This window comes from Pseudomonas sp. PDM10 (assembly GCF_014852295.1).
GTDB lineage: Bacteria > Pseudomonadota > Gammaproteobacteria > Pseudomonadales > Pseudomonadaceae > Aquipseudomonas.
Map to the genome: position 1 here is coordinate 305,029 of NZ_JACVBJ010000003.1, position 26,287 is coordinate 331,315.

General features: G+C 60.5%; 21 protein-coding genes and 1 pseudogene. 9 read left to right on the plus strand and 13 right to left on the minus strand.

What is annotated here, in order from left to right:
* Positions 1–78 precede the first annotated feature (78 nt).
* Entirely contained in the window at positions 79–567 is a 489-nt protein-coding gene (locus IB252_RS12510; RefSeq protein WP_003206849.1) for an Lrp/AsnC ligand binding domain-containing protein, read from the minus strand.
* Between the two features lie 157 nt (positions 568–724).
* Between IB252_RS12510 and dadA the strand changes: the two genes are divergently transcribed.
* The 6 genes from dadA to IB252_RS12540 all read left to right on the plus strand — a co-directional run bounded on the left by dadA (position 725) and on the right by IB252_RS12540 (position 6,853).
* A complete protein-coding gene (dadA, locus tag IB252_RS12515) occupies positions 725–2,029 on the plus strand; it encodes a D-amino acid dehydrogenase (protein WP_033053439.1) in 1,305 nt (434 codons plus the stop codon).
* Positions 2,001–2,354, plus strand: coding sequence for a RidA family protein (locus IB252_RS12520; RefSeq protein ID WP_076029299.1), 354 nt, complete (start codon positions 2,001–2,003; stop codon positions 2,352–2,354). Before dadA ends, IB252_RS12520 begins: the two co-directional genes overlap by 29 nt.
* Positions 2,355–2,450: 96 nt before the next feature.
* A complete protein-coding gene (gene alr / locus IB252_RS12525) occupies positions 2,451–3,524 on the plus strand; it encodes an alanine racemase (RefSeq protein WP_192408914.1) in 1,074 nt (357 codons plus the stop codon).
* 125 nt (positions 3,525–3,649) lie between these two features.
* Positions 3,650–4,198 (plus strand): cupin domain-containing protein, encoded by a 549-nt coding sequence (locus IB252_RS12530; protein WP_064680419.1) that lies wholly within the window; start codon positions 3,650–3,652, stop codon positions 4,196–4,198.
* 181 nt (positions 4,199–4,379) lie between these two features.
* The gene (locus IB252_RS12535) at positions 4,380–4,796 is read left to right on the plus strand and encodes a c-type cytochrome (protein ID WP_033053381.1); all 417 of its coding nucleotides are present in this window, start codon (positions 4,380–4,382) and stop codon (positions 4,794–4,796) included.
* Between the two features lie 134 nt (positions 4,797–4,930).
* Positions 4,931–6,853: an acetyl-CoA hydrolase/transferase family protein gene (locus tag IB252_RS12540; RefSeq protein WP_192408916.1), complete on the plus strand. Its 1,923-nt coding sequence runs from the start codon at positions 4,931–4,933 to the stop codon at positions 6,851–6,853.
* Positions 6,854–6,981: 128 nt separating this feature from the next.
* Here the strand turns inward: IB252_RS12540 and IB252_RS12545 are convergent.
* The 3 genes and pseudogenes from IB252_RS12545 to rep all read right to left on the minus strand — a co-directional run.
* Positions 6,982–7,308, minus strand: a pseudogene (locus tag IB252_RS12545) (xanthine phosphoribosyltransferase); the annotation flags it as partial.
* Positions 7,309–7,546: 238 nt separating this feature from the next.
* Positions 7,547–8,119: a xanthine phosphoribosyltransferase gene (locus IB252_RS12550; RefSeq protein ID WP_008150200.1), complete on the minus strand. Its 573-nt coding sequence runs from the start codon at positions 8,117–8,119 to the stop codon at positions 7,547–7,549.
* A gap of 56 nt (positions 8,120–8,175) precedes the next feature.
* A complete protein-coding gene (gene rep / locus IB252_RS12555) occupies positions 8,176–10,185 on the minus strand; it encodes a DNA helicase Rep (RefSeq protein ID WP_008150203.1) in 2,010 nt (669 codons plus the stop codon).
* A 262-nt stretch (positions 10,186–10,447) separates the two neighbouring features.
* On the opposite strand from rep, the gene IB252_RS12560 reads away from it, so the two are divergent.
* Complete coding sequence (locus tag IB252_RS12560) at positions 10,448–12,121, plus strand: putative bifunctional diguanylate cyclase/phosphodiesterase (protein ID WP_111448292.1); 1,674 nt, start codon at positions 10,448–10,450, stop codon at positions 12,119–12,121.
* Positions 12,122–12,248: 127 nt separating this feature from the next.
* On the opposite strand, the gene IB252_RS12565 is transcribed toward IB252_RS12560, so the two are convergent.
* On the minus strand, positions 12,249–13,646 hold the full coding sequence (locus tag IB252_RS12565; protein ID WP_192408918.1) for a NorM family multidrug efflux MATE transporter: 1,398 nt from the start codon (positions 13,644–13,646) through the stop codon (positions 12,249–12,251).
* A gap of 158 nt (positions 13,647–13,804) precedes the next feature.
* Between IB252_RS12565 and IB252_RS12570 the strand changes: the two genes are divergently transcribed.
* Both IB252_RS12570 and IB252_RS12575 read left to right on the plus strand, forming a co-directional pair.
* A complete protein-coding gene (locus IB252_RS12570) occupies positions 13,805–14,725 on the plus strand; it encodes a LysR substrate-binding domain-containing protein (RefSeq protein WP_192408919.1) in 921 nt (306 codons plus the stop codon).
* Positions 14,726–14,908: 183 nt separating this feature from the next.
* A complete protein-coding gene (locus IB252_RS12575) occupies positions 14,909–16,885 on the plus strand; it encodes a methyl-accepting chemotaxis protein (protein ID WP_192408921.1) in 1,977 nt (658 codons plus the stop codon).
* Positions 16,886–17,020: 135 nt separating this feature from the next.
* Here IB252_RS12575 and IB252_RS12580 read toward each other — a convergent pair whose 3' ends face one another.
* From IB252_RS12580 to IB252_RS12615, 8 genes are read right to left on the minus strand one after another with little or no spacing between them, the layout of a single operon-like run.
* Entirely contained in the window at positions 17,021–18,454 is a 1,434-nt protein-coding gene (locus IB252_RS12580; RefSeq protein ID WP_192408923.1) for a vWA domain-containing protein, read from the minus strand.
* 56 nt (positions 18,455–18,510) lie between these two features.
* Positions 18,511–19,017, minus strand: coding sequence for a hypothetical protein (locus tag IB252_RS12585; protein WP_192408925.1), 507 nt, complete (start codon positions 19,015–19,017; stop codon positions 18,511–18,513).
* Positions 19,018–19,021: 4 nt separating this feature from the next.
* Positions 19,022–19,756, minus strand: a complete 735-nt coding sequence (locus tag IB252_RS12590; RefSeq protein ID WP_192408927.1) for a hypothetical protein — start codon at positions 19,754–19,756, stop codon at positions 19,022–19,024.
* A 47-nt stretch (positions 19,757–19,803) separates the two neighbouring features.
* Entirely contained in the window at positions 19,804–21,348 is a 1,545-nt protein-coding gene (locus IB252_RS12595; protein WP_192408929.1) for an SUMF1/EgtB/PvdO family nonheme iron enzyme, read from the minus strand.
* Entirely contained in the window at positions 21,338–22,561 is a 1,224-nt protein-coding gene (locus IB252_RS12600) for an ABC transporter permease (protein WP_111448299.1), read from the minus strand. Before IB252_RS12600 ends, IB252_RS12595 begins: the two co-directional genes overlap by 11 nt.
* Positions 22,545–23,246 (minus strand): ABC transporter ATP-binding protein, encoded by a 702-nt coding sequence (locus IB252_RS12605; protein WP_111448300.1) that lies wholly within the window; start codon positions 23,244–23,246, stop codon positions 22,545–22,547. The genes IB252_RS12600 and IB252_RS12605 overlap by 17 nt, the downstream gene beginning before the upstream one ends.
* Positions 23,247–23,256: 10 nt before the next feature.
* Entirely contained in the window at positions 23,257–25,248 is a 1,992-nt protein-coding gene (locus IB252_RS12610; protein WP_192409298.1) for a vWA domain-containing protein, read from the minus strand.
* Positions 25,248–26,285, minus strand: coding sequence for a hypothetical protein (locus IB252_RS12615; RefSeq protein ID WP_192408931.1), 1,038 nt, complete (start codon positions 26,283–26,285; stop codon positions 25,248–25,250). Before IB252_RS12615 ends, IB252_RS12610 begins: the two co-directional genes overlap by 1 nt.
* Positions 26,286–26,287 lie beyond the last annotated feature (2 nt).

Consider the following 26,287-nt stretch of genomic DNA (forward strand, 5'->3'; position numbering starts at 1 on the left):
CACAGAATGTGTGTCCGCTGAAGATCAACTGTGGGAGCTAGCCTGCTAGCGATGGGGTCTGAACAGACGCCACAAGTCTCAATCCGGAATCGGCAGGTTCAAGCTCTCTTTCACTTCTTCCATCACGATGTAGCTCTTGGATTCGCGCACATGCGGCAGCTTGAGCAGGATGTCGCCCAGCAACTTGCGATACGAGGCCATCTCGGAAATCCGCGCCTTCACCAGATAGTCGAAATCCCCTGACACCAAATGGCACTCCAACACGTGGGGAAGTTTCAGGACCGCGCGTCGGAACTCTTCGAAAGTATCGCCGGATTTGTAGTCGAGGCTGATTTCGACGAACACCAGAAGACTGCCCTTGAGGTGCTGCGGATTGAGCCGGGCGTTGTAGCCCATGATGATCCCTTCGCGCTCCAGTCGCCGGACCCGCTCGGTACATGGCGTGGTCGAGAGCCCGACCTTTTCCCCCAGCTCGGTGAAGGAGATGCGTCCGTCCGCTTGTAGGATCCGCAGGATGTTGCGGTCGATCTTGTCCAGCTCACGTTTGGTCTGAGTGTTGGTACGCATAGGGGATGCGCCTCCGTGAAAAGCGTTTTTGCCGAGAATTCTCGCCAAATATAGGCACTTATATAGTGAAAAGCACTGCCTAATCTTTTTTACACTGCGCACATCAATGCTCGACAACTACGAACGTCAGCGGCAAGCCGCGATGAGGGATATGAAAATGCGCGTTATGGTCTTGGGTAGCGGCGTCATCGGTACCACCAGTGCTTACTATCTGGCGCGTGCCGGATTTGAAGTGGTGGTCGTGGACCGTCAGCCGGCCGCTGCCATGGAGACCAGTTTCGCCAACGCCGGGCAGGTTTCGCCGGGTTATGCCTCGCCATGGGCCGCGCCGGGCGTGCCGCTCAAGGCCATCAAGTGGCTGTTGCAGCGCCACGCGCCGCTGGCGATCAAGGCCACCGCCGACATCGACCAATACCTGTGGATGGCGCAGATGCTGCGCAACTGCACCGCCAACCGTTATGCGGTGAACAAAGAGCGCATGGTCCGCCTGTCCGAGTACAGCCGTGACTGCCTCGACGAATTGCGTGCCGAAACCGGTATCGCCTACGAAGGCCGCAGCCTCGGTACTACCCAACTGTTCCGCACCCAGGCTCAACTCGACGGCGCCTGGAAAGACATCGCCGTGCTGAAAGAGTCCGGCGTGCCGTTCGAACTGCTCGACCGTGCCGGCATTGCCCGCGTCGAACCGGCCCTGGCCAGCGTCACCGACATCCTCGCCGGTGCCCTGCGCCTGCCGAACGACCAGACCGGCGATTGCCAGATGTTCACCACCCGCCTGGTCGAAATGGCGACCAAACTGGGTGTGGAATTCCGCTTCGACCAGGACATTCAGCGTCTCGACTACGCCGGTGATCGCATCAACGGCGTATGGATCGACGGCAAGCTGGAAACCGCTGATCGCTACGTGCTGGCCCTGGGCAGCTACTCGCCGCAACTGCTCAAGCCGCTGGGGATCAAGGCGCCGGTGTATCCGCTCAAGGGTTATTCCTTGACCGTACCGATCACCAACCCGGCGATGGCCCCGACTTCGACTATTCTCGACGAGACCTACAAGGTCGCGATCACCCGTTTCGACAACCGCATCCGCGTCGGTGGCATGGCTGAAATAGCCGGTTTTGACCTGTCGCTGAACCCGCGTCGGCGCGAAACCCTGGAGATGATCGTCAACGACCTCTATCCTCAGGGCGGCGATCTGGCCCAGGCGAGTTTCTGGACCGGTCTGCGTCCGACCACCCCGGACGGCACACCGATCGTGGGTGCTACGCCGTTCAGCAATCTGTTTTTGAACACGGGTCACGGCACGCTTGGTTGGACCATGGCGTGCGGTTCCGGTCGCTTGCTGGCCGATCTGATGGCGAAGAAAACACCGCAGATCAGCGCCGAAGGCCTCGATATTTCCCGTTATGGAAAAAAACTTCAGGAGTCTGCAAAACATGTCAATCCAGCGCCAGCTCACCAATGAGCGCATGAGCCAGATCGTAGTCCACAGCGGTACCGTGTATCTGGCAGGGCAGGTCGGCGACGATATGAACGCCGGGATTGAACAGCAGACCCGTGAAACGCTTGCCAACATCGAGCGTTTGCTGGATCTGGCCGGGACCGACAAGAGCCGCCTGCTGTCGGTAACGATTTACTTGAAAGACATTGATGCACACTTCGAAGGCATGAACGCAGTCTGGGACAAGTGGCTGCCAAAAGGCGTCGCACCGGCCCGTGCCACCGTTGAATCGAAGTTGTGCGAACCGCAAATCCTGGTTGAGCTGTCGGTTGTCGCCGCTCTGCCATAAACCCGTCAGAAAGATCCCTCTCCCGGTGCTACTGGCGGTTCACGCCGTCAGCCAGCGCCGGTTTTTCTTCCCATGACCGCCTAGAAGTCTGCCGCCATGCGTCCAGCCCGTGCCCTGATCGACCTTCAAGCCCTGCGTCACAACTACCAAATCGCCCGTGAAGTCACGGGGGCCAAGGCCCTCGCGGTGATCAAGGCCGATGCCTACGGCCATGGCGCGGTGCGTTGCGCCCAGGCGCTGGAAGCCGAAACAGACGGTTTCGCCGTAGCCTGTATCGAAGAAGCGTTGGAGCTGCGAGCCGCGGGCATTCGTGCGCCGGTGTTGTTGCTGGAAGGTTTTTTCGAAGCCGATGAGCTGTCGCTGATCGTCGAGCATGACTTCTGGTGCGTGGTGCATTCGCTGTGGCAGCTCGAAGCCATCGAGAACGCTGCACTGAGCAAACCGATCACGGTCTGGCTCAAACTCGATTCGGGCATGCATCGGGTGGGCTTGCATCCAAAGGATTATCAGGCGGGCTATCAACGGCTGCTGGCCAGCGGCAAGGTGGCGAAGATTGTTCTGATGAGCCACTTCGCCCGGGCCGATGAGTTGCACAGTCAGGCCAGTGTCGAGCAGGTCGCGGTGTTCGAAGCGGCGCGTCAGGGCTTGTCGGCGGAGATCAGCCTGCGCAATTCGCCGGCAGTACTCGGTTGGCCGCAGATTCCAAGTGATTGGGTTCGCCCGGGCATCATGCTCTACGGCGCGACTCCGTTTGAAGAACCCAATGCCGTGGCGTCCCGCCTGCAACCGGTGATGACCCTCGAATCGAAAGTGATTTGCGTGCGTGAACTGCCGGCCGGCGAGCCGATCGGTTACGGCGCCAAATTCATCACCCAGAAACCGATGCGTGTGGGCGTGGTGGCCATGGGTTACGCCGATGGCTACCCACGTCAGGCACCGACCGGTACGCCAGTATTGGTCGCCGGGCAGCGCAGCCAGTTGATTGGCCGGGTGTCGATGGACATGCTCTGCATCGACCTGACCGATGTGCCGCAAGCCGGCCTCGGTTCGACCGTCGAGTTGTGGGGCAAAAACATTCTCGCCAGTGACGTAGCCGCGGCCGCGGACACGATTCCTTACCAGATCTTCTGCAACCTGCGCCGGGTGCCAATGCTCTATTCCGGGGCTTAGGTCAAAGCGCCCCGACCGAAAGTCGCTTCATCGAACAGGATTCAGGTCCAAGTGTTGTAAATACTGAACGCTGTCGCCATGATAACGCTCATATTTCAACAACCTGAATCCCTGGAGGCGCAAGCTTGGACGTCGGTGAACGACTGCAATCCATCCGTAAGCTCAAAGGACTTTCCCAGCGTGAACTCGCCAAGCGCGCGGGCGTCACCAACAGCACCATTTCGATGATCGAGAAGAACAGCGTCAGCCCCTCGATCAGTTCGCTGAGGAAAGTACTGGGCGGGATTCCCATGTCCATGGTCGAGTTCTTTTCCGAAGAGATCCTGCAGGAAAAACCGACTCAGATCGTCTACAAAGCCAACGAGCTGATCGATATTTCCGATGGCGCAGTGACCATGAAACTGGTCGGCAGGGCTCATCCGAGCCGGGCCATCGCGTTCCTCAATGAAATCTACCCGCCAGGCGCCGACACCGGTGAGGAGATGCTCACCCATGAGGGCGAGGAAACCGGGATTCTGCTCGAAGGTCGACTTGAACTGGTGGTAGGGCTTGAAACTTTTGTGCTCGAAGCCGGCGACAGCTACTACTTTGAAAGTACTAAACCGCACCGTTTCCGTAATCCGTTCGATGCGCCAGCGCGACTAATCAGCGCAGCGACTCCAGCGAATTTCTAATAAAAGAGGCGTCCGGCGAGCATTGCGCAGGTGCCCGAGTTGTTTTTTCGCCACGCATAAGACCCCTCCGACTTTAGGGTTGTTTCAGTGTGGCGGGCTTCCCGTTATACTTGCGCCCGCCTGCGAACCGTGGCCGTGGGCGTGACTAGCCACCATTGAGGGTGAACGCGTGAATCTAATTATGAAAATGCTGGCCGTACCAGCAACCGTATTGGCCCTTTGGGCAGTCAGCGCACAAGCTGCGACCAACGACGATATTGCTAAACGCCTTGAGCCAGTCGGCCAGGTTTGCGTTCAGGGTAAAGAGTGCAAGGGGATGGAAGTCGCTGCTTCTGCGGGTGGCGGCGGTGGTGCCAAAACGCCTGACGAAGTGATTGCCAAACATTGCAACGCTTGCCACGGCACCGGCCTGTTGGGCGCGCCGAAAATCGGTGATGCTGCCGCTTGGGGCGAGCGCGCCAAGAAGGAAGGCGGTGTTGACGGCCTGCTGGCGAAAGCCATCTCCGGCCTCAATGCAATGCCTCCAAAAGGCACCTGCGCCGATTGCGCAGACGCCGAACTCAAAGGCGCGATCCAGAAGATGTCCGGCCTGAAATAAGCCTTCATCTTCATCAAAAAGCCGCTTTCGAGCGGCTTTTTTGTGCCTGCGATTTTCGCCCGAGACTGTTCATTGCAGCAAAGACCCGGCAAGCTCGGTCCAACCCCAATTCACGGAATGTAAGGGAGGATCAGATGGTGCAGCTGTGTTCTATCGAGCAAGCGGTCGATGATGTCTTGGCACGGTTGCCGGCGCATATCCACATGGGGCTGCCCCTAGGTCTGGGCAAACCCAACCACTTCGTCAACGCGCTGTTTCAACGCATCGCGCAGTTGCCCGAGCGGCAGCTGACGATCTACACCGCCCTGTGCCTGGGCCGTCCTTCCTTGGGCGACGGTTTGCAAAAGCGCTTTCTCGAGCCCTTCATCGAGCGGGTTTTTGGCGACTATCCGGAACTGGATTTCCTGGCCGACCTGCGTCGTGACAGCCTGCCGCCCAACATCCATGTCCAGCAATTCTTCATGCAGCCTGGCAGCCTGCTCCACAGCGCACAGGCCCAGCAGGATTACGTCAGCAGCAATTACAGCCACGCCGCTCGAGACATCAATGCCGCCGGGTTGAACTTGGTGGCGCAATTGGTGGCGAGCCACAGCGAACACCCCGATCGCCTGAGCCTGAGCTGCAACCCGGACATCACCCTCGACCTGTTCCCCATGATCGCCAAGCGTCGGGCGGCGGGGGAAACGATCCTGCTGGTGGGCCAGGTGCACAACGATTTGCCGTACATGCCGGGCGATGCCGAAATCGCTATCGACACGTTCGACCTGCTGATCGACGAGAAGGACAGCACCACGCTGTTCTCCACGCCGAACATGCCGGTGGGTTTCCAGGATCACTTCATCGGGCTGCACGCCAGCACGCTGGTGCGCGACGGCGGCACCTTGCAGATCGGCATCGGCGCCATGGGTGATGCCCTGACCGCTGCGCTGCTGGCGCGGCAGGCCGACAATGACGGTTACAAGGGGTTGCTGGCGGAGGTGAATCTCAGCCAGTGGGCGCAACTCATCGACCGCGAAGGCGGCGTCGAACCCTTTGCCAAGGGCCTTTACGGTTGCAGCGAAATGTTCGTCAACGGCTTGCTGGTGCTGGCTGACGCCGGGATCGTGCGGCGCAAGGTCTACCCCGATGTGCCAACCCAGCAACAGGCGAATGCCGGCACGCTGGATGAAGCCGCGCAGACTGATGGCATCTCGGTGCATGGCGGTTTCTTCCTTGGGCCGCGCAGTTTCTATGAGCGCCTGCGCGAGTTGCCGCAGAGCAAGCGGCTCGAATTCAACATGACCCGCATCAGCTTCATCAATGAGCTCTACGGTCAGGAAGAACTCAAACGCTTGCAGCGCCTCGATGCGCGCTTCATCAACACCGTGTTCACCATGACCTTGCTGGGGGCAGGCGTGGCCGATCAGCTCGAAGACGGGCGAGTACTTAGCGGTGTCGGCGGGCAGTACAACTTCGTTGCGCAAGGCCATGCACTGGACGGGGCGCGTTCGGTGTTGCTGCTGCGTAGCTGGCGCGAATCGGGCGGTGAGGTCAGTTCGAACATCGTCTGGGAGTACGGCCATTGCACGATCCCGCGACACCTGCGAGACATTGTGGTCACGGAGTACGGCATCGCCGACCTGCGGGGCAAGACCGACGCGGCGGTGATCGAGGCGTTGCTGAACATCAGCGACTCACGTTTCCAGCCGGGGTTGATCGAACAGGCTCAGGCCGTCGGCAAGTTACCGAAGAATTTCCGTATTGATCCACGGTTCGCCGACAACAGTCCGCAGCGCTTGCAGGCCATCCAGGCGCGGCATCCGCAGTTGTTTCCGGAATATCCGTTGGGCTGTGATTTCACCGCTGAGGAGAAGGATCTATTGCGGGCCCTGAATTGGCTGAAGAGCAAATTCAAGCTCACGGAGATTCTGGAACTGGGCAAGGCAGCGCTGGATGCGCCGGAGCCTTCATCGTTTCCCGAACATCTGGAGCGAATGCAGCTGACCAACCCGGAAGGGCTGAAAGAGGATTTGTTTCAACGGCTACTGCTCACCGGCCTCAAAGCCACCGCACAGTAACAGCCAACAAAAAACCACTGTGGGAGCCAGCCTGCTGGCGATGGCGTCGTATCAGTCTAAACCTTCATGACTGATAGACGGCCATCGCCAGCAGGCTGGCTCCCACAGGGGAAATGCGGTGTTGCAGGCTATTCGATGAAGGTCACGACGCCGCCAGCCAGCGACTGAACGCGGGCCAGGGATTCAACGCGATAACCCTGCGCATCCAGTTCCGCACGGCCGCCCTGGAACGACTTCTCGATCACGATCCCCAAACCCGCCACAGTCGCGCCGGCCTGTTTGATGATCGAGATCAGCGCTTGGGACGCCTTACCGTTGGCCAAAAAGTCATCGATGATCAGCACGCGGTCGCTGCTGGTCAGGTGGCGCGGGGAGATCGCCACGGTGCTTTCGGTCTGCTTGGTGAAGGAGTAAACGGTCGCCGACAGCAGGTTTTCGGTCAGGGTCAGGGACTGATTCGTTTCCCGAACATCTGGAGCGAATGCAGCTGACCAGCCCGGAAGGGCTGAAAGAGGATTTGTTTCAACGGCTACTGCTCACCGGCCTCAAAGCCACCGCACAGTAACAGCCAACAAAAAACCCCTGTGGGAGCCAGCCTGCTGGCGATGGCGTCGTATCAGTCAAAACCTTCATGACTGACAGACGGCCATCGCCAGCAGGCTGGCTCCCACAGGGGAAATGCGGTGTTGCGGGTTACTCGATGAAGGTCACGACGCCGCCAGCCAGCGACTGAACTCGGGCCAGGGATTCAACGCGATAACCCTGCGCATCCAGTTCCGCACGGCCGCCCTGGAACGACTTCTCGATCACGATCCCCAAACCCGCCACGGTAGCGCCGGCCTGTTTGATGATCGAGATCAGCGCTTGCGACGCCTTACCGTTGGCCAAAAAGTCATCGATGATCAGCACGCGGTCACTGCTGGTCAGGTGGCGCGGGGAGATCGCCACGGTGCTTTCGGTTTGTTTGGTGAACGAGTAAACGGTCGCCGACAGCAGGTTTTCGGTCAGGGTCAGGGACTGATGCTTGCGCGCAAAAATCACCGGCACACCGAGGTTCAGGCCGGTCATGATTGCCGGCGCGATGCCCGAGGCTTCGATGGTGACGATCTTGGTGATGCCCGAGTCCTTGAACAGCGAGGCGAATTCGTCGCCGATCAGCTTCATCAGGGCCGGGTCGATCTGGTGGTTCAGAAAGGCGTCGACTTTCAGGACCTGGTCGGAAAGCACGATGCCTTCTTCGCGAATTTTCTTGTGCAGTGCTTCCATGAAGCTTTCCTCTAAGGACGGCTATGCGTCTAAGGCTGGTTAAAAAGTAGTCGATTCTAGCGCTTTAACATCGCGCGTATATCCGCCAATGCGGTATTGCCGCGAACGGCTTTGACTTCAACGGGCGTGTCGTCGGTGCCTTCCCAGGCCAGGTCGTCCGGCGGCAACTCATCGAGGAAGCGGCTCGGCGCGCAATCGATGATCTCGCCGTATTGCTTACGCTTGGCGGCGAAGGTGAAGGCCAGCGTCTGACGCGCCCGGGTAATTCCAACGTAGGCCAAGCGACGTTCTTCTTCGATGGTGTCGGCTTCGATGCTGGAACGGTGCGGAAGGATTTCCTCTTCCATGCCCATGATGAACACGTAAGGGAATTCCAGACCCTTGGAGGCGTGCAGGGTCATCATCTGCACACCTTCGGCGCCGTCTTCCTCTTCCTGCTGACGTTCCAGCATGTCACGCAGGACGAGTTTGCCGATGGCGTCTTCGACGGTCATCTCGCCTTCTTCGTCTTTCTCGAGGGTGTTCTTCAACGCCTCAATCAGGAACCAGACGTTACCCATGCGGTAATCGGCGGCCTTGTCGCTAGAGCTGTTGGTGCGCAGCCAGTTCTCGTAGTCGATGTCCATGACCATGCTGCGCAGCGCCGAGATCGGGTCTTCGCCGGCGCACTGCTCGCGGACTTTGTCCATGAAGCGCTTGAAGCGCGACAGACGATCGGTGAAGCGCGTGTCCAGATGTTCGCCCAGGCCGATTTCGTCGGTGGCGGCGTACATCGAGATTTTGCGTTCGGTGGCGTAGTTGCCAAGCTTTTCCAGCGTGGTCGAACCGATCTCCCGGCGTGGGACGTTGATCACCCGCAGGAAGGCGTTGTCGTCGTCAGGGTTCACGATCAGGCGGAAGTAGGCCATCAGGTCTTTCACTTCCTGACGTCCGAAAAAGCTGTTGCCGCCGGACAGGCGATACGGAATCTGGTGGTGTTGCAGCTTCAGCTCGATCAGCTTGGCCTGGTAGTTACCGCGGTACAGGATCGCGAAATCGCTGTAGGGCCGATCCGTGCGCAAGTGCAGGGTCAGCAGTTCCACGGCCACGCGCTCGGCTTCGGCGTCTTCGTTGCGGCAACGGATCACGCGGATCTCGTCGCCGTGACCCATCTCGCTCCACAGCTGCTTTTCGAATTCGTGCGGGTTGTTTGAGATCAGCACGTTGGCGCAGCGCAAAATGCGGCTTGTGGAGCGGTAGTTTTGCTCGAGCATCACCACTTTCAGGGACGGGTAATCGTCCTTGAGCAGCATCAGGTTTTCCGGCCGCGCGCCGCGCCAGGCATAGATCGACTGGTCGTCATCGCCCACCACGGTGAACTGATTGCGTATGCCAATGAGCAACTTCACCAGCAAATACTGGCTGGCGTTGGTGTCCTGGTATTCGTCCACCAGCAGGTAGCGGACTTTGTTCTGCCATTTTTCGAGGATGTCGGCGTGTTCCTGGAACAGCTTCACCGGCAGCAGGATCAGGTCGTCGAAGTCCACCGCGTTGAACGCCTTGAGCGTGCGCTGATAGTGGGTGTAGACGATGGCGGCGGTCTGTTCCTTGGGGTTGCGCGCGTTTTCCAGGGCTTCGGGCGGCAGGATCAGGTCGTTTTTCCACGAGCCGATCATGTTCTTGATCTCGTCGACACCGTCGTCGCCCGAGTATTCCTTCTGCATGATGTCGGTCATCAAGGCTTTGACGTCGGTCTCGTCGAAGATCGAGAAACCCGGCTTGTAGCCCAGCCGCACGTGTTCCTTGCGGATGATGTTCAGGCCCAGATTGTGGAAGGTGCAGACGGTCAGGCCGCGGCCTTCGCCGCCCTTGAGCAGGGTGCCGACCCGTTCCTTCATCTCGCGCGCGGCCTTGTTGGTAAAGGTCATGGCGACGATGTACTGGGCGCGAATGCCACAGTTCTGGATCAGATGCGCAATTTTGCGGGTGATCACGCTGGTCTTGCCGGAGCCTGCACCGGCGAGCACCAAAAGAGGGCCGCCGACGTAGCTCACGGCTTCTTGCTGCCGGGGATTGAGTCGGGACATACGAAATCAGGGAGTCGTTTGCGAAATGGGCCGGCATTTTAACAGGCTCAGCGAATTGTGCTGCTCTCTCCGACTTGTGACGCAGCACGCTATCTATATTTGCCGGTTTTGATACTTTCACGCAGGATGCGCGATGAATGTGCGTCTATTGTTCATGTTCAAGATACAAAGCCGCGTTTGATAACCGGGGTCATTTGGTCATTGGTTACCGGCGCTGCATAATGCCCGCCGCCTACATCTTTGCAGAGTCTAGGGAGCTAGCTTGTCTACGCCTGTCGAACCCTTGCGTTTGCTGCTACTGGCCGAAGAGCCAGCGTGGGCAGCGTTGTTGCGCGAGTGCCTGGCTCCGATGGGGAGCTCGACCGTGCTGATCAGCGCGCCGAGCTGGGAGTCGGTCAGCAGTCTGTTCGATGACAACCGCGGTGCGGTGTTGTTGACGATTCCAGCGCTTCAACCTCTACCTGGCCGTTGCAGCCTGCCGACGGTATTGCTGCTCGAACATGAGCCGTTGTTGCCGCCCGATGGGGTGAGTGACTGGCTGGTGCGCGATGTACTCGATCCCGGCATGTTGCGCCGTTGCCTGCGGCATGTGCGCGAACGTGGCCTGCTGGAAAACACCCTGCAGCGCCTGGCCGAGCAGGACCCGCTGACCGGCATCGCCAACCGCCAGGGTTTCCAGACCTTGCTGGCGGCACGCTTGGCGGAAAACGACGGCCGCGGCCTGGCCCTCGGTCACCTTGATCTCGACAACTTCCGTCACGCCAACGATGCCCTCGGCCACCAGGCCGGTGACCGGTTGATCCTGCAAGTGGTCGCGCGGCTGAAAAGCCAGCTTGAGGCCAGCGATCAACTGGCCCGACTGGGCAGTGATGAGTTCGCCCTGCTGATCGACACCCGCCGTGCGCCTCAGCGCGCCGAATGGATGGCCGAACGCATTACCGAAGCCCTGTCCGAACCCTATTGGGTCGACGGCGAAAGCCTGTTGATCGGCTCCAGCCTGGGCATCGCCCACGCCCGGGCTCAGGCCGGCGCGGACCCATTGATGTGGCACGCACACATCGCCATGCAACAAGCCAAAAGTACTCAGGGCTGCACTTTTCACATCTTCAACGAACGCATCAATCGCAATGCCCGCAGCATGGCCGATCTCGAAAGCGAGCTGCGCCGGGCGTTGCGCCGGGATGAACTGGAACTGCATTACCAGCCTCGCCTGAACCTTGAGGACGGGCAGATCGTCGGCCTCGAAGCCTTGGTGCGCTGGCGCCATGCCGAGCGTGGCTTGCTGCCTCCGAGCGAATTCGTGCCGCTGGCCGAGCAAAGCGGCTTGATTGTGCCGCTGGGTTACTGGGTGATTTCCCGCGCATTACGCGACATGCAAGCGTTGCGCGAGCGGGGTTTGCCGGCGTTGCACATGGCGATCAACCTGTCGTTCCGGCAGTTTCAGGACAGCCAGTTACTCGCGACACTGAGTCGGCTGATTGCCGAGCGCGGTGTCGAGGCGCAATGGCTCGAGTTCGAACTGACTGAAACCGCGGTGATGCGCCGCAGCGATCTGGTGAAGCAGACCATGGATGCGTTGGGGCGTCTGGGTGTGCGCTTTTCCCTGGACGACTTCGGCACCGGTTTCTCTTCGTTCGTGCACCTCAACAGCCTGCCGATTACCTTGCTGAAGATTGACAAGAGCTTTGTCGGCGGCATGGAACAGCGCGAAGAGAATCGCAAACTGGTCCACGCGATGATCAATCTGGCGCACAACCTCAATCTTGAAGTGGTCGCCGAAGGCGTAGAAACGCCGGAGCAACTGGATCTGTTGCGCGGGTTTGGCTGCGATCAGGTGCAGGGCTATCTGATCAGCAAGCCGTTGCCGTTGGCGGAGTTGGTTGAGTACTTGACCTTCGGTAGTAACCAGCAGCCCGCCCTGGAAGTCGTGAACTAACCCAAAACCCCTGTAGGAGTGAGCCTGCTCGCGATAGCGGTGTGTCAGTCAACATCGTTGTTAACTGACACACCGCTATCGCGAGCAGGCTCGCTCCCACAGGGGATTTCGGTTTCCACAGGGGGTTCTAGTCAGGCTGTGCGACCGGGAAACTATTCCGCGGCGCTACCTCCTGCCGAATCATCCGCGTCATCTTCCACTCAAACGCCCACGTCAGACTCACCGCCGCGCACGCCAGTCCCAGCGCCAATCCCCACCAGACGCCTGTCGGCCCCCAATTCAAATGGAAGGCCATCCACCAGGCGGCTGGCGCGCCAATCAGCCAATAACAGCCCAAACCCACCAGGAACGTGGTCTTGGCATCCTTGAGTCCGCGAATGCAGCCCATGGCGATGGTTTGCGTGCCGTCGAACAGCTCGAACCACGCGGCGACCGCCAACAGGCTCACGGCCAGGTTGATGACGTCGCGAAACGCCGGATCGTTGTGGTCCAGGAACAAACCGATCAACTGATTCGGCAGCAACCAGAAGACCATGGCGAAGGCAAGCATCGCCGCCGCGCCAAAAGCGATGCCGACCCGTCCCGCCAGCCGTGCATTCAGCAGCTGCCCGGCGCCGTAGTGCTGCCCGATGCGCATGGTGATCGCATAGGAAATCCCCGCCGGAACCATGAACGCCACCGAAACGATTTGCAGGGCGATCTGGTGTGCGCCCAGTTGCGTACTGCCCATGGTGCCCATGCACAGCGCGGCGAACGCAAACAGCCCGACTTCCACCGCGTAGGTGCCACCAATCGGCAGGCCCAGGCGCCACAGTTCCTTCAGATACTGACGGTTAGGCCGCGACAGGCCTTGGCGCAAGGGGTAAGCGTCATAAGCCGGATGCCGACGGATGTGCCAGGCCAGCGCCAGCGCCATGCAGTTGGCGACGATAGCGGTGACCAGCCCGATGCCCATCAGCCCCAGTTTCGGCAGACCGAACATGCCGGTAATCAATGCGTAATTGAGCAGGAAGTTGGCCACGGTGCCGCCGAGGCTGATGACCATCACCGGTGTTGCCCGGCCGATGGCGCTGGTGAAGCCGCGCAGGGCCATGAAGCTCAGGTAGCCGGGCAGGGCGAACGGCAGGATCAGCAGGAACTGCCCGGCCGCGTGGACGTTGGTTTCGGTCTGGCCGAACAGCAGCAACACCGGTTTGAGGTTCCACAGCAGCAGACCGGCCACCAACGCCATCAACCACGCCAGCCATAACCCGGCCTGGGTCAGCCTGGCGGCGCCGACGATGTCGCCAGCACCCTGACGGATCGCCACGAGGGTGCCGACCGCCGCAATGACGCCAATGCAAAAGATCGACACGAACGAGTAAGTGGCGGCGCCCAAACCACCCCCGGCCAACGCTTCGGGACTCAGGCGCGCCATCATCAAAGTGTCGGTGAGGACCATCAGCATGTGCGCCAACTGCGAGGCAATCAACGGCCCCGCCAGCCGCAGGATGGCCCAGAGTTCGGTACGTGCTGGATGCTGCATGGTCATCACGCTCGATAATTAAAGAGGGACAGGAAAGCGTCGATTCTCGGCGCTCTACGGGGTTTTCACAAAGGGATAAAAAGGATGGGTTGCATGATTCAAACTCATGCTGGAAGTTTCTGCTAGGGTGACCGAATCCCGCTATAGGAGCTTTCCGAATGTCCCGTCGTCTTCCTCCCTTGTATGCCCTGCGCGCATTCGAAGCGGCGGCGCGGCACAGTTCGTTTACCCGTGCGGCCGAAGAACTGTCGATCACCCAAAGCGCGGTCAGTCGGCACATTCGTACGCTCGAAGAGCATTTTGCCTGTCGGCTGTTTCACCGCAGTGGGCGCAATCTGCAACTGACCGAATCGGCGCGGTTGATCCTGCCCGGCATTCGCGAAGGCTTCACCGCCCTGGAGCGGGCCTGCAATACCTTGCGCGCCGAAGATGACATCCTGCGCATGAAAGCGCCGTCGACCCTGACCATGCGTTGGCTGCTGGCACGGCTCAGCCGCTTTCGGCACCTGCAACCGGGCAACGAGGTTCAGTTGACCAGCGCCTGGATGGACGTCGACTCGGTGGACTTCAACCATGAACCATTCGACTGCGCCGTCATCCTCAGCAACGGTAATTTCCCACCGGACTGGGAGACGAGTTTCCTGTTCCCGGAAGAGCTGATTCCAGTCGGCGCGCCGAATCTTCTGCAGGATCAACCGTGGGATGTCGCACGGCTGGCCAATGCCGAACTGCTGCACCCGACACTGGACCGTCGTGACTGGCGCAGTTGGCTGGAACGCATGGGGCTGGCGGATCAGGTGTCGCTCAAGGGCGGGCAGGTGTTCGACACGCTGGAGCTGGGCATGATCGCCGCCGCCCGAGGTTATGGCGTGTCCATGGGCGATCTGCTGATGGTGGCGGAAGATGTGGCTCAGGGACGTCTGAGTCTGCCGTGGCCGACGGCCGTCGCCAGCGGTGAGAAATATTACCTGGTCTGGCCGAAAACCCGCCCCGGAGGTGAACGTTTGCGCAGGCTCAGCGACTTCCTGCAAGGCGAAGCCCGAGCAATGGAATTGCCCGACGTTCAACACTTGGGCTGAATCGATAGAGCCGTCGCAATGGCGGCCTTGAGCCATACCCCGGTTAATTACTCAAGTATTCCGATTTTCCGCCGAAAATGCAGGTGGAACCTTCGTGCAGGTTCGACGCAATTCCCATTATTAGAATTTTGCTGAGTGTGCAGCCAGATCAAGGAAGATCCGGTCGCTCGGCCAGGAGCTGTCATGTCTCAACCTCGTGCCCGGATCGCCTCACAGCTTGGTCTTGCGCTTGCCGTGATACTGGCGATTGTCATCAGCGGCAGTACCGTGTTCGCCCTGCGTTCGCTGGATTCCGCCAACCTTGCCACCCGCGAAGAGCACCTGGCCAGTGAAGCCCGGTTGCTGGCCGATCAGTTGAGTACCTTTCACGGCACGTTGCGTGAAAGTACCCAACGCCTGAGTGGTCTGTTCGAGAAGCGCTTCAGCGCCGGTTTGAGCGTGCACCCGGATGAACCGGTGGCAGTAGCGGGCGCGCAGACGCCGGGCCTGCACCTGGGCAGCGAAGTGCTGAACAATAATTTCAAGGAAGTGGACGAGTTCAAGCAAATGACCGCCGGTGTTGCCACGGTGTTTGTGCGCAGCGGCGAAGACTTCATTCGGGTCAGCACGTCCCTGAGCAAACAGGACGGCAGCCGAGCCATCGGCACGCTGCTCGATCACGCGAACCCGGCGTATGCACGCTTGATGGCGGGGCAGAGTTACGTCGGTCGCGCCTTGCTCTTCGACCGCTCCTACATGACCCAATACACCCCCGTACGCGATATCAGCGGCAGGGTGATTGCCGTGCTGTTCGTAGGATTCGACTACACCGACGCGCAAAACGCGCAGTTCGCCAACCTCAAGCGCTTCCGTATCGGCCAGACCGGTTCCCTGGCGCTGCTGGATGAGCAGAGCAAATGGCTGGTGCCGATCGCGGGCGTACAAGCGCTGGATCAAGCGGTCCCGGCCATCGTCAATCTCGCGAAAACGCCGGGCAAGGGCGAGTTCTGGAGCGATAAGTCCGAAGACTTCTACAGCATTGCCGTACCGTTTGAAGGTGGCCCATGGTCGGTCGTGGCGAGCATGCCGAAAACCGAAATCCGTGCCGTGACCTGGAGTGTCGGCATTCAATTGGCGATTGGCAGTCTGCTGGCGATGTTGATCGCTGTGGGGGCGGCGGTCTGGTTGCTGCGCAGCAAACTCGCCCCTTTGGGTGATCTGGTGCGTCAGGCCGAAGCCTTGGGCGCCGGTGATTTGAGCGTGCGGCTGAACGTATCGAGCAACGACGAGATCGGTCAGCTGGCCCGTGCGTTCAACCAGATGAGCCAGGCGCTGTCGACCATGGTCGAGCACATCCGCAAGGCCTCGCAAGAGGTCAACAGCCGCGCCCAGGCCTTGTCCGGTCTGTCCGGTGGCGCCTATGAAGGGATGGAGCAGCAGTCGGGCGAAATCACCAGCATGGCCGGCGCCGTGGAAGAGTTCAGCGCCACCTCCCTGAACATTGCCGACAACATGGGCAGCACTCAGCGTCTGGCTCAAGAAAACGCACAGCAAACCCAGATCGGTCGTACGTCGATGGACGAAGCGTCCTCGTCTCTGGAACAAATCGCTGGCGCGCTGAACAGCACGGCGACGGTGATCAATACCTTGGGCCAGCGCTCCCAGGAAATCGGCGGCATCGTCGGTGTGATTACCTCGATTGCCGAGCAGACCAACTTGCTGGCGCTCAACGCCGCCATCGAAGCCGCGCGTGCCGGTGAGCAGGGGCGTGGTTTTGCGGTGGTGGCCGATGAGGTGCGTAACCTGGCGTCGCGTACCCGTCAGGCCACTGATGAAATTTCCGGCATGATCCAAAGCATTCAGCAGGAAACCGGTAACGCCATCAGCACCATGGAACAGGGCAATGTGTTGATGCAGGAAGGGTTGTCGCGTAACGCCAATGTGGCTTCAGCCCTGGCGCGGATCGACGAGCAGAGCCGTTCGGCCGGTGAGCAGTTTGCCGCAATTACCACGGCGACTCAGGAACAGAGCAGTACTGCGACGTTGCTCAGCAGTAACCTGCAAAGCATTGCCCTGGCGAACAGTGAACAGCGTGAGGTGGTGTCCAATCTGGCGATCACCGCCAAAGAGCTGGAGAAGCTGGCGGCGGATTTGCGGCATGAGGTTGACCGGTTTCGTTGAGGTGCCTCTGAAACAGCCATCGTCGGAACGCCGCCCGGAGCCGGCTCGCTCCCACAGGTTTTTGTGTCGATCACAAATCCAGTGTGGGAGCGAGCCTGCTCGCGATGGGCTCACCTCAGTATTCAAGCCAAGTGACTAGTTACACTTGGCATTGCTGGACACTTCCTTGGTCGCCTGTTTCAGCTGGCTACCCAGTTCTGCCGCATTGGTGCTGTTGTAAACCCGGCCACCGGTGTTTTCAGCGATGCAACGTGACGGGCCACCGGCACCGATTTTCACCACGTTGACCCGCAGGCGTGGCTGTTCCCTGGCGATTCGGCGGGACACCGCGCAAGCGTCTTTATCGCAACCGTCCTCGCCGTCGACGAACATCACGATCACTGCATCGTTATTGCGCCCGTCGACCTTGCTGGCGGCGTAGGCCAGGCTGTCGGCCAGTGGCGTGCCATCGTTGGGAACCAGACCGCGAATCCCGTTGATCAATCGCTGACGATCGCCAAACTTGAACACGCCCTGGTCCGGTGTTCTTTCGCAACCGGCGAAGGTGATCAGGCGCGTGTCGATCTTCGGGTCCAGCCCATTGATCATGCCGGCCAGCGAGTCCTTGGCGACATCCATGCGGCTGGGCTTGGCGAAGATCTGCATGGTGCGGTTCGGGTCCAGGTACTTGTTCATCTCATTGCCGAAGAACCAGTCCTCATCGGATTTCACCGACTTGATGTTCAAATCCATAGAACCCGAGGTGTCGAGTACCACTACAAATTGCGGGGGCACGGCATCAGGCGCTTTTTTACGGCACGCGTAGTTGTCCAGCGTCGGGGCTGGAGGTGGCGGCGGTGGCGGTGGCGGCGGCGCGGCCACGACCGGTTTTGGTGGTGGGACCGGCTTCGGCGGCGGCACGGGTGCTGGTTCGGGCACGGGCTCTGGTTCCGGAACAGGTTCCGGTTCCACGGCAGGCTCGGGAACAGGCTCGACCGGTTTCTCGACGGGCGCCACCACGGGCGCTACCGGCGCAACCGGCGGAACCACGACAACCGGCTCACGGTGCAAGAACCACCAGAGCCACAGCGCCAGAAGCAGCAACAACAACGCGAGCAAGGCCGCCGCGATCCACCAGCCACGGCGCGATGGCGGAACAACCGGCACCACCGGAACAACCGGCGGTACGATCGGTTTGGGCGGGCGCTGGTTCCAGCGCACCACCAATGGCTCACCGTTGAGGCTGTAGAGTTTGTCCAGCTCCGGTGTGCCGAGCAGGCTGCGCAGGTCTTCGGCTTCTTTCGGTTGACCGCGTCTTTGCAGTTCGTCCGCCAGTTGCCCGAGGGACGTCTGGCGCACTTCATAGGTTTCCAGCAAACGTCGTTGCGCGTCCTCGTTGAGGTCGGCGTAGGGCGTAGGTTGGCCACCCAGTTCGGTCCACCATTCCAGCACGTCGCCGCTGCCCATCCGCGGGATGGCAAACAGGCTGGCGACGGTCGGCGGAAAGTGTTTCTGGATGAGGGCGACTTTAGCTTGCAGCGCACTCATCCCCTCCGGTGTGGCTTGCGCATCCCTGATGACCCGCTGCATGACGACGATTCCTGAAAAAGTGCAGGCCTCCAACGAGAGGCCTGCGGGGTGAAAAGTTACTCTTCGTAGCCGAGGCTGAATTGCAGCTGATTGACCTTCTTCTGCAACGCCTTCAGCTCTTCCTGCTTGGCCTTCAGCGTCGCTGGAGTGGCTTTGGTGGCTGGCGCTGCCTGCGAAGCCTTGAGCTGCTGCTCGAGACCGGCGATCTGCTTTTTCACCTGGCTTTCATTGCCATGCCGGGCCTTGAGCGAGGCCAGCAGTTGTCCCAGCGACTGATTCAGCGCCGCCTGGGCTTTCTGCTGGCTGGCCAGGTCGGTTTTAGTGCTCAGCTGCTGGGCCTGAATGTTCTCGTACACCTGACGGAACATTGCGTTTTGCTGACGGGACTCGCTCAGGGCCAGTTCCTTCTGCTTGACCTGATCGCTGTAACCACCGGAGTAGTCGCAGTTCATCTTGGTCAGCATGCTGCTGTCGCGATTGGTCGCATCGCATTCGCCCGGTTGGGTCGCGCAACCGCTCAAGGCCAGGACGGCGGTGAGGACCGCCAGTTGTCGTAACGTCATGTGCTTAGCCCAGGGTGATGGCGGAGCGTTGGCTGTACAGACCGTCGACTTCCTTCTGCAGGGCAGCGACTTTCTGGTTCATTTTCTTAATGTTCATGTCCACCTGCCTGATCTCGGCGCCAGCGGCGCCTTGTGCACGCTCGGCGTCTGCCACTTTGGTGTACTCGGTGACTTTGATGCGCATGTTGCCGAGGTCTTTACGCAGGCGCGCGATGTTCGAATCGATCTCGGCGATTTGCTCCTGGGCCTGGATCTTGTCGACTTTCTTGTTGGCGATGTCTTTTTTGATCCGGGCGATTTTCGCCTGATCATCATTGATCACTTGCTGAGCGGTCGCGGTACGGGCGATCACGTTCTGGGTGTCTTGTTCGACGTCGCTGTTCATTTTAGCCAAGCGGGTGGTGGTGTCGGCGTATTCGGTGCGACGCTGATCCAGGTAGTAGTTCGCGCCCATGGCCACGCCACATGCGGTAATACCGGCGGCGACGGCGCACACGGCTTTGTTGTTGCTGTTGGACAGCGCGCAAGCGAGGATGCCGACACCGGCGCCCATGGCGCAGGCCTGATAGCCGGACTTGCTGAAGAACTCTGCGTCCTGGCCCTGGGTCAGGCGCGGGTCGGTGCCGTCGCTGTCGCCGAGCATGGAGCTACCGGTGTTGGCGCAACCGGTCAGCAACAGGCTGCCGGCGACAACGAAAGCGATCTGTAGCTTGAAGCGAGTCCAAAGGCTGCGCGACATGGTGAAACTCCTCGGTGACGGTGTTGACGAGTTGTTATTAAGGTGAGTTATTGGGTAACGGTTTTGCAGCTGTTCAGCCAGGCTTCAGTGTCGATCTTCTGCTTTTGCAGGAACGCCTTCTGATTGGCCCAGTGGGTGCGCAAGTAAGGTTTGAGGTCTTGCAGCTGTTTGTTGCGGGTGATGATTTCTTCCATCACCGGGACCTGCGTTTCAAGCAATGGCTGGCCGTACAAGGTCGCCGATTCCACCAGGCTGCTGGCATAGTAGCGGCTGAGCTTGTGCAGGCGATCCTTCTGCTCGTCGAGCTTGCCTTTGCGCATGTCGCAACTGGCGTCTTTGTCCGCGCTTTCGCAATTGAGCTTGTAGTTCTTTTGCAGGAAGTCCAAGTACTGGCCGTCGTCTAGCATCTTGGTGCACAAGAATGCGCCCAGATTGAGGCTGGCGCGAATCGCCTGGTCGCGGGTTTCTTCCTGCTGCTGGTTGCTGGCGCGCAACTTGTTTTCCAGGGCCTGGAGTTTTTCCTTGAGCGCTTTGTCTTCGACGCCCGAGGCCAGGCTGTTCAGAGACTGAACGGTGCCTTTGTCGGCGGATTCGGTTTCCTTGCTGCCGGTGCCGAGTTTCTTCCAGCTGCTTTCAATGCTGGCGACCCGTTCGCGAGAGGTGAGGGTCGGTGAGACCATGACCAGGCGCAGGCCGGTGGTTTTGTTTTTCACCTGACCGTCGGCGTTGTAGTACGGCTGTTCCTTGCGCAAAGCCGTGCGCAGGTCGGCCTGGGCGGTCAGGTAGTTGCCGCCACGCACCACATAGCCGCCGGCCTGACCGTGCTGGCGATCAAGTTTGTTCAGGCGAAACGGCTCGAACATCATTTCGTCGACGTTGCCGAGCATGTCGTGCAGGCCCAGAGGATTGGGCTTTTGCAGGCCGGACAACTGCACTTTACCGTTGGACGATTGCGCCCCGGCGAACCACTCGTAGGCGTTGATGCCTTCCGGCATCGGGTAGTGCGTGTCGCGAAACTCTGCAGCACCGACTTCCAGCCCGCCGCGCGCGGCGAACTCCCACTCGACTTCAGTCGGCAGGCGCAGGAAGCCCTGTGCGCCGTCCTCCTTGGGCAACTTGTCGGCGGCGTTTTTGCGCAACCACAGGTTGTACTTGTCGGCGGCTTCGATGGCTTGCACCCAGCTCACTGCGGTTTGCGGCACGCGCATTTTGGTGGCGGCGGTGGGGCAGGTTGCGTCGGTCAGCGCGGCGTATTGCAGCTGACTCATCTCGTACTTGGCCATCAGGTAGTAGCGGGATTTGTCGTTCTTGGCGCCTGTGAAACTGCCGGCGATGAACGTCGGTCGGGTCTGTTCGACGTAGCCATATTCCGCGCCGTCCTGACCAATGTTGATCGGGTAGTCATCGAGCGGCCCGGCCAAGGGGATGAACACTTTGCGAAAGACCATCGAGCCTTCGCAGGGCATCGGCAGCACCACGTCGGCGGCGTCCGGCATCGGGTTATAAAATTTCTCTTCCCAGCCCGCCGCCGAGGCGTCGAGCATATAGCCGAGGCTCAGGGGCAACAGCAAGCCAAAACGTTTATAGCTCACGTAGACTCTCCGCAGGTTGGATGTTGATGGCTCGCAGGGCGCCGATCACGGCCACCAATGCAGCGACCAAAAAAGTCAGGAGCAGGGCAGCGAGGCCATGCCAGACAGTGATGTGGCAAACGAAGGTGCCGGTGGCCTGGCTGCTGCCGAGCAGGTAGTCGAACAGATGACTGCCGACGGCATAAAACCCCAGCCCGCCAACGTAGCCGGCCAGGCTCAGCACCAGCGCTTGCAGGACCACGAAACCGCCGACGGCCCGGCGCTTGAAACCCAGCAAACGCAGGACCGCGAGGCTTTTGCGTTTGCGGTCGATGTTGGCCAGGAACGCGCCGACCATCGACGCCACGCAGCCAATCAGCGCCGCCACGGCGATTACGCCGAAAATCAGCCCCAGCACATGGTTGATGGCTTTGACGTTGTCGATGTCGGCCAGTCGGCTCGAGGTTTCGATGTGTTGTTCGTTGAGCCAGTGCTCCAGCGGCGCGACTTGATCGATGTCGCGCGCATACACGCGGGCGCGGGCGTACAGCGGTTGCAGATCGCCCAGAGGCTTGCCGGTGACAACGCCGAACGCACTGACCTGATACCCGTCGCGAAAGCGCTCCAGATCCAGCAGCAGCGGCGGGGCGACAAACCCGGCCGCGCGGCCGAAGCGCGCACCGTCGAGTACCGCCAGCACCGTCAGCGTCATCTCGCCGCGTTCATTGACACCTTCCAGACGACGCAACACCCGCAGCTGCACGCTGTCGCCGGCCTTGGCCTGCAAACTTTGCGCGGCGCGGGCGCTGAGGATCACTTGATTGCCGACCGGGTTGAGCGACGGCAGATCCAGTTGTGGATCGCCAGGTTCCGTGGCAATGATTTCCGCACCTTCGACAAACCGTTGCATGCCGATCCACAGGTCAGCCTGGGTATTGAGCGAGCGCGTCTGGCCGAGGGCAAAACCGGTTTCGGGGCGCAGGCGCAAACGCTCGATCCAGGCCGTGTCGTAGTTGCCGTTGCTGAGCATCTTCACTTCAAGGTTGCGCGGGTCGCGCAGCAGTTCATCCTGCAACTGGCTGACCACCCCGTGCTTGAGCCCGAACAGCAGCAACAACGGCGCAATCACCGCCACCAGCGACGCGGCGATGCACAGCGAGACCTTGCGGTCGTGCCAGAGGTCTTGCAGCGCCAGGGAGCCCAGCAGGCGCAAGCGATCAGTCCATCGGTTCAAACAGTGTTTCTCCCTGACGGCTGATAGCGCCGAGCCGCGGCAAGCCGAAATCTTTCAGCAAGGCCCAGTCATGGGACACAACGAGCGCGCTCAAACCCATGCTCGACACCAGGCTCAGCAGCAACTCGAACAAACGCCGGGCGCTGTGAGGGTCGAGCGCAGCGGTCGGCTCGTCGGCCAACAGCAGCAGCGGCTCATGGGCAATGGCGCGCACACAGGCAACGCGCTGGCGCTCACCGATCGACAAGGCCTGCGGTTGTTTATCCAGCAACCCTTGCAGGCGCAGCACGTCAACGGCGTGGTCGATGTGCTCGCTCTTCACCGACATCCCGAGCAAACGGCGCGGCAGGCTGATGTTGTCCCGCACGCTCAGGAACGGCAGCAAGCCGCCGCTCTGCAAAATGAACCCCAAGTGCCGTGAACGCACCGCTGCAAGCGCCGGCTGGTCATCCGTGGCGAGCAATTGGGCAATGTCTTGAGCGTGCGCCGCGCCCAGGCGAAAGCGCTCGAGTTCCACCGGCGCGAGTAACAGGCCGATGGCTTCGAGCAAGGTGCTTTTGCCGCTGCCGCTCTCGCCGGTGATGGCAAGGATTTCTCCGGCGCCGACCTGCAAGTGCGGCAGTCGCACATGATGAGCCTGTGCGCCTTCACCACGGCGCACCAGCAGGTTCTTGATATCGAGCATCGGCGTCTCGTTAAGGCATCATTTCCAGTGGCACGGGATACACGTTGTCCCGTGCATCACTGTCCTTGGCTAAAGCGACCCAACGGTCGACATCCGCGTTGTAACGCTGGTAATGCCGCAGTTTGGTGTTCAGCGTGCGGATGAATTTCTCTTGCGCCAGACCGTCCCAGCTCTTCCAGGTCTCTTCATCCAGGTTCAGCACTTCGCTCTGATAGGGCAGGTCTTCGAGGTACTCGCCGAGCACGCCCATGTCCGCCAGTTTGGCGTTGCTGTTCTGTTTGAGCTGATTGGGATCGGCGCCCATGGTCGCCGCCACCGAACGCAGGCGATCGAACATTTCCGTCGGTGAAATCAGGCCTTCGTTGGCCGCGTCGAGAATCTTCTTCATCACGTCGCTCAAGTCGCTGAGCTGGGATTTGGTCAGCAGCACCCGCACATCGGTGGTCGGGATGTTCTGCTTGATCAGGTCACGGTCGCTGATCCACGCCTTGAACACCGGCGGGGCCTTGCTGTTGGTCTTCTCGCCGAGGTAGGCGAGTTGCATGGCGTGGCCGATCAGCGCCGCGTCTTCGAGCATTTTCTTCTCGGCCGGGTCCTGCTTGGCATTCGCCGCACTGCCGATGGCGTCTTCGCCCATGTAGGCGGCTTTCACCTGAGAGGTGATCGCGGCGGCCAGTGCGTCGACCTTGCGCCCGAATTCATTCACATCGCCAGCGTTCACCGGGTAATACAGCGAGGTGTTGGTGCCCGGGTAGGTCGACAGGTTCTGGTACTGCGCCTCGGCCTTGGCGTGGTCCTTGGCCCCGGCCGGGGTTTTCAAGTGCAAGGTGTAAATCGCCACGCCCGGATTGGCGGCTTCGATGCGTACCTGCGCGGCGCTCAAACCGGTCTTCGACAGTTTGTCGTCACCTTCGATGGCGCCTGCGTCGGTGATCAACACCACGTAGCGTGCGCCGAACTGGCTCCAGTCGACCTTGTCGATGCTCTCCATGACGCCGGCAAACGAGTCTTCATCGAAGCTGCTGCTCGACACGGAGGCCTGTTTGAGGTCGGCGATCTTGGCGAAAAAGTCGGCGCTGTCTTTCACTTTGGTAGGGTCGGCGTACATCTTGGTGGTGTATTCGAGCCCCGGCACCGCCTGGGTGTTGGAGCGGAAAGCGACCATGCCGAACTTGACCTGCTTGCCGAGGTTCTGCGCTTCGATCCGCTGATAAACCTTGCGGATCGCCTCGCGGGTGCGGTCGATGTACGGATCCATCGAGATCGTCGAGTCGATGACGAACACCACCGCCGCACTGAACTCCTTCAGTTGGTTGGCGTTTTTGTCTTCGGCGGCCTTGCCACCGGCAGCGCTGTTGGCAGCACCGCCCTTGGCATTCTTGTCATCCGGCTTGCTGACCGACGCGACGTTGAGCAGGCGCGTGCGGAAACCGCCTTCGGTCATGACTTCTTCGCCACTGAGCACCGGCAGCAGGTAGAACTGCTTTTGCAGGTCGACGAAATATTCAGGTTCTTCAGCCAGTACGCCCGGTGCTTGTTGGCCCTTTTTCAGCGTGGCCCGCAGCGGCGCGACTTTGCTGACCGGGTCCGGCGCATCGAGGATGCCTTCGACGGTGGCGCGGTCCTTGAAGAACAGCAACCGGTCGCGGTTGGCCGGGTTGGTGAAGGCCAGTGTCAGCTGCATCTTCCAGTCGGTGGTGCAGCCGGCAGGCAGCCAGCCAATGGTTTTGCCGTAGCTGTCGGGGCCGACTTTCAGCCATTCGGCGTTGTTCGCTTGGGCGCGCTCGTACACATAAAAGCGGCTGAAGACCGGTTGTGCGTCACCGGCGGCACCGCCCGCTGTCGGGCTGATCTTGCAGCCCGGGGTGGTCAGCACGCGTTGGAACAAGGTCTTTTTACCGGCCTGGATCAGCGGTTTGTCATCGGCCTGGGACAGCGGGCTGATACACAGCGCCAACAATGCGGCACCGCTCAACAGGAATCGACTCACGGGCGAACGCATCACTTCTGCAACTCCTCGAAACGCTGCTTGGCTTCGGCGTTGTTCGGGTCCTGGGTGAGGATGGTTTCGTACCAATAGGCCGCCGTGGCGTTGTCCGCGACCGGGAAGCACTCGCTGGCCTTCAGGTATTTAGGGTCGTATTCGCGGGCATAGGCATTGGCGATCAGCGCGTCACCGGCCTGGGCACGGTTGGCGTACAGGCGCTGGGCGACACCGCAGTGTTTGCCGGCCTTGGCCTGGTTGATGATCTCCAGCAACTTGGCACTGTCGGGCGCCGCCTTGATGCAGGTCTGGACGAAGGTCAATTCGGGCAGGCTGTTCATGCTCTCCAGGGTGCAGGCTTGAGCGTCGGCGCCGGCCGGTGCGGCGGCAGCGGATGTGGCCACCGGGGCAGTCGCCGGGGGGCGTTTGTAGAACCAGAATCCGCCGCCTGCGGCCAGCAGCAACAACACGACAACCAACAGGCCGATCAGGCCTTTGTTGCTTTTCTTCACCGGTGCGGGAGGCGGCGTGTAGGCGCGCTCGGTGAGCACCGACTCCAATTCCAGTTCTGGCTCGGCGGTGGACAGGGTCAGCTCAGGCAGCTCCGGGATCTCGGGGATTTCCGGTGCCGGTGCCGGCGCACTCGGCGCCGTCAGTTCGGCGCCGCCGTAAGTCGAGCGCGTCTGGCCGCCAGCCGTGGACGGCAAAACGCCAACGCCTGGCCGAACCACGCCTCTGTCAGTGTGGCCTTGGTTCTGTTCGCGCAGTTCGATCTGGAACTGCGAGTTGGCGCCGCCTTCCAGCAGCGGGTCGACCACGTCCGGGCCGACCTGTGCTTCCAGGCCTTCGCCGCTGGCCGTGACGTTGAAACGCGAGACCTTGAACCAGAATGGATTGTTGCTCCAGGCCTTGTGGTCCTGGAGGTAAAAACCGTCCTGGTTACGCTGAATGGAGAACTCCAGCTGTTCCTCGCCACCCTGCCATTTCTTCACAGTGAGGCGGGCCTGGCCAGGCACATTGGGCTCTAACGCGAGCAGGTCGACACGAATTGGCATTG

Bases quoted from the DNA above. Each gene is read 5' to 3' on its own strand.
- IB252_RS12510 (WP_003206849.1), bottom strand. From the start codon at position 567: ATGCGTACCAACACTCAGACCAAACGTGAGCTGGACAAGATCGACCGC.
- dadA (WP_033053439.1), top strand. From the start codon at position 725: ATGCGCGTTATGGTCTTGGGTAGCGGCGTCATCGGTACCACCAGTGCT.
- IB252_RS12520 (WP_076029299.1), top strand. From the start codon at position 2,001: ATGTCAATCCAGCGCCAGCTCACCAATGAGCGCATGAGCCAGATCGTA.
- alr (WP_192408914.1), top strand. From the start codon at position 2,451: ATGCGTCCAGCCCGTGCCCTGATCGACCTTCAAGCCCTGCGTCACAAC.
- IB252_RS12535 (WP_033053381.1), top strand. From the start codon at position 4,380: ATGAAAATGCTGGCCGTACCAGCAACCGTATTGGCCCTTTGGGCAGTC.
- IB252_RS12540 (WP_192408916.1), top strand. From the start codon at position 4,931: ATGGTGCAGCTGTGTTCTATCGAGCAAGCGGTCGATGATGTCTTGGCA.
- IB252_RS12550 (WP_008150200.1), bottom strand. From the start codon at position 8,119: ATGGAAGCACTGCACAAGAAAATTCGCGAAGAAGGCATCGTGCTTTCC.
- rep (WP_008150203.1), bottom strand. From the start codon at position 10,185: ATGTCCCGACTCAATCCCCGGCAGCAAGAAGCCGTGAGCTACGTCGGC.
- IB252_RS12565 (WP_192408918.1), bottom strand. From the start codon at position 13,646: ATGCAGCATCCAGCACGTACCGAACTCTGGGCCATCCTGCGGCTGGCG.
- IB252_RS12570 (WP_192408919.1), top strand. From the start codon at position 13,805: ATGTCCCGTCGTCTTCCTCCCTTGTATGCCCTGCGCGCATTCGAAGCG.
- IB252_RS12575 (WP_192408921.1), top strand. From the start codon at position 14,909: ATGTCTCAACCTCGTGCCCGGATCGCCTCACAGCTTGGTCTTGCGCTT.
- IB252_RS12580 (WP_192408923.1), bottom strand. From the start codon at position 18,454: ATGCAGCGGGTCATCAGGGATGCGCAAGCCACACCGGAGGGGATGAGT.
- IB252_RS12585 (WP_192408925.1), bottom strand. From the start codon at position 19,017: ATGACGTTACGACAACTGGCGGTCCTCACCGCCGTCCTGGCCTTGAGC.
- IB252_RS12590 (WP_192408927.1), bottom strand. From the start codon at position 19,756: ATGTCGCGCAGCCTTTGGACTCGCTTCAAGCTACAGATCGCTTTCGTT.
- IB252_RS12605 (WP_111448300.1), bottom strand. From the start codon at position 23,246: ATGCTCGATATCAAGAACCTGCTGGTGCGCCGTGGTGAAGGCGCACAG.
- IB252_RS12610 (WP_192409298.1), bottom strand. From the start codon at position 25,248: ATGCGTTCGCCCGTGAGTCGATTCCTGTTGAGCGGTGCCGCATTGTTG.
- IB252_RS12615 (WP_192408931.1), bottom strand. From the start codon at position 26,285: ATGCCAATTCGTGTCGACCTGCTCGCGTTAGAGCCCAATGTGCCTGGC.